The organism is Acetivibrio sp. (assembly GCF_035371925.1).
Taxonomy (GTDB): domain Bacteria; phylum Bacillota; class Clostridia; order Acetivibrionales; family Acetivibrionaceae; genus Hungateiclostridium.
Genome location: NZ_DAORXT010000156.1, coordinates 1 through 3,441, shown reverse-complemented (window position 1 = coordinate 3,441; position 3,441 = coordinate 1). Strand labels below are relative to the sequence as shown.

Sequence of the window (3,441 nt, the reverse complement as noted above, 5' to 3'; positions counted from 1 at the left end):
CAGATTGAAGCTGGTGAAGTGTTATTCGCATGAATTCACTTTACAGGGTTCTCACTATTCCCCGCTCACTGTGAACGATAATTCATGTTACTTCTCTTCGTCATCGCTTTGTTACAATTTATTACTATTTTTTTACTTTATATTTTAATACATCTCGACTTGCCCTGTCAATAGAATTTTTTATTGTTAAGCCCACTTTCTGGAGAAGTCAAGCATATGTGGCATAAACCCCTGAAAAATTTCTCTAAATACTACGTCCTCCACAAATATATATTTGCCAATTTTCTTATAATTATAATTCTTATTTCACCCATACCTTGTTTTGCACCGGCTTTCCGTGACCGAAATGAATAATTCGTTCTCCAAGCCCAGTTATTTTTTTGGCGCTGTCCAGCATAGTCTTTTCATCATTATATAACATTGAAACAGAAGGATAAAACATATTCATTAGCGCATCGCCCACTATAAGTTCTTTTTCATCAATATCAATACCTATGGAACTTTTCGTGTGTCCCGGTAAACCGACAACTTTTGCCGAAATGCCATATTCCGCTAAATCATCTCCGTCTTTCAAAAAGACAGATGGAGTAAAGGCTTTCATTTTGCTTCTTGAGAACTCTTTAAGAGAGGCAGATAATATAATCCTTTCCCAAAAAAGCTTTGGCTGACAACGATTGGTTATTATTCGATTCAATTAAATTTACATCATCTTTATGCATGGCAATTGGAGCCCCAAGTATTTCCGATAGGTCGGCAGCGTTTTCTGCGTGATCACAATGAGCATGTGTCAACACAATCAATTTAATCTTATAGGGCTTGCAAGCTTTAATGACAGTATTCAGATAACCCTTATTTCCGGTATCTATCAATATGCCTGAATCTCCATCAGACACTATATAGCAATTCACGAGGCCACACTTTATTCTTTGTACCATGCTCACGGCAATTTCCCCCTTAAATTTTATTTCAGTCAATAGAAAATATAACATATTACTGCCATTTTTTTCATGTTTTGTAGGGGGTAAATAGCGTGAAGTAAGTGAATCTTTGAAACATCCCATTCACCCTTAGCAATCATTTACTGTGCGTCACTTGGTTTATATAATCAATTACATTGTCCGAAAAAAAATAATCTTCATGAGCAATATTATCAAATATTTTTATTTTAGGATTTTTGAAACTGCATGAAAGTTTTTCTTGTAAAGAAAAACTTAAAACTTTATCACCGGAAGACCCGATAATATAAACCGGACATTCTACATTTTCAGCATATTCTGCAGTACGTATATTATTTGAAATAAATACCTTTAATGGTCCCCAGAAGATGGGAATAATTTTATTATATAAATCCGAAATGTCTCTGTATCCTGCAACGATAAACAAAGAGTGACATTCCCTGACGCTTGCAAGATATGTTGCCATTCCTGCTCCATAACTATGTCCAATTATTATAATCTCACTATCGGGATAGTGATTCCTTGTCCATTCATATAAGTCCTCAGCGGATTGCTTCATCGTTTTTAAATTCATTTTACCGCTGCTAGCCTGAGTTCCGTAATAATCCACTGAAATAAAAGGGTAATCAAATTTAGTGGAGTATTTTCCAACAGAATTGTATGCTATATAATTAGAACCGCCAAAAAACAATATAACTTTATTGTTATTTTTTGAATCAAGATTATTGCCATAACCTGTTAATGTTTCTTTAAACTGAATAAATTGCGGGCTACAAGAAATATCTGTCATCTTTTTTGCGTTTTTATAAAATGAATAGCTTATTGTTTGCATAATAAAATTGCATCCAAACTCTGCTATTAAGAACCACATTATGATCTTTAACAAACACCTGATAATATCCATCTTTTTCTCCATCTCGTTTTTCCTCATATTTCTTATATCAAACGGATATATTCTTGTCAATTTTCATATTGCTCTCCTTAATCATTTGTCTTTCGTTATCAATACCACCGTCTCCACATGGGTCAAGTTGATGGAATTGATGTCAACCTACCATGCTGCATGGCAATATATATCCATTGTTTTCAAAGTTCCAGATTAGCCTTCCATTACCTTTTTAACTTTACATATATACCAACAAAGCAAGTATAAGGCTTGATAATTGTTTCAAAGTATTGCCTGTCGCTGTGTGCATACTCATTATCAATTGCAAGCCACTCATTCCATGCTTCTTCAAAGCAAGCCATTTCCCATGTTACCACTGATTCAATTCTGTCATGGCTGCCAATAAGCTTTTTCCAGTGTTTTGGACTTTTAAACATATAGGCTTCCTTACCAAGCCAATCGGATAGAAGTTCTTCGGAGCGGCCTGAGTATTCATCCTTCAAGCCAGGAATACCGATTAAAATCACTCCACCATCTTTCATAAATGGAAGAATTTTTTCTTGGAAAAATCCCTGCTCACCTGCAAAATAATGATATGAATCAATGCTAACCAAAGCATTGAATTGCCTTTCATTAAAATGCAAATTATTCGCATCTTCGCAAATAGGTGTTACCTGTCCATAAATCCCCCATTCAGCAAATCGTTTCCCATTTTCTTCTGCACTTACCCAGAGGTCATTTGCATAGACCTTTGCTCCAGTCTCTTTTGCAATCACAAGACTCGTCAACCCCGTTCCGCATCCCAAATCAAGAACTAAATCATCTGATGTAAGTTGCAAAGGATATTTGTCGAATAACTCTCCAAGAAGCCTTACGCAGTTTGGTCCCATCATTGTTTCTGCCGAAATATACTTTTTATAATCACTGATATTCATATGTCCTCCTTTCTCTAGACAAGGGGATGGTTCTCCTGTCTAAATCCTCGAGTTCTATTCACCTTATTGTTCAAACCTGTAATAGCAATAAAATTCTTTTATTAAATTATCCAATATTTGCACCGTTCCATTGTTCTTGTTTTCGAGTCCATGTTCATAAGCATCTCTTGAAAAAGCGCTTTTGCTTATCAATGCATAAAAAACTTATTTTGCTCTAAAGTTTGACTATATAATACTGGCTGACTTTGCCTTCACTCTTGGTCTCAGCAACAAGAATTCCACCATTATTTTTAATTGTTGCTACCGATGCCATGTTATCTTTATAACACCCAAGAATAACCTGAGTCATTCCTTTTTCTTTATATTGTCATGGCATCATCTGCCTATTTCTATTTTTACACGGATAAAATCATCTGGAGTTATTGTGGGACAGAAGAACAACCGTCTCCATTGTGTATTGGATGAGACCAACTGAAAATAAATGTACCCCACAGTTTTTATATTCGACCCTACAGTTTATTTAACTACAATCAGCTCATAATCCCGGGTACCCAAACCGATTCTCTCCGCGTGCTCCAAACAGGAACGCCATTCGGATTCGGGCGTAGAGTTGATGAAGTGGTCATGATGGTCAACAAAGTCTGGTTTTTTCATGTTGTCGGTC

General features: G+C 35.8%; 3 protein-coding genes and 1 pseudogene. All 4 read right to left on the bottom strand.

From position 1 onward, the window contains the following. Positions 1-301 precede the first annotated feature (301 nt). The gene (locus tag PLH43_RS13350; protein WP_324363924.1) at positions 302-694 is read right to left on the bottom strand and encodes a hypothetical protein; all 393 of its coding nucleotides are present in this window, start codon (positions 692-694) and stop codon (positions 302-304) included. 380 nt (positions 695-1,074) lie between these two features. Beyond that, positions 1,075-1,872, bottom strand: a complete 798-nt coding sequence (locus PLH43_RS13340) for an alpha/beta fold hydrolase (protein WP_324363921.1) — start codon at positions 1,870-1,872, stop codon at positions 1,075-1,077. A 194-nt stretch (positions 1,873-2,066) separates the two neighbouring features. After that, on the bottom strand, positions 2,067-2,777 hold the full coding sequence (locus tag PLH43_RS13335) for a class I SAM-dependent methyltransferase (RefSeq protein ID WP_324363920.1): 711 nt from the start codon (positions 2,775-2,777) through the stop codon (positions 2,067-2,069). A gap of 516 nt (positions 2,778-3,293) precedes the next feature. Continuing rightward, a pseudogene (locus PLH43_RS13330) lies at positions 3,294-3,441 on the bottom strand (4Fe-4S ferredoxin); the annotation flags it as partial.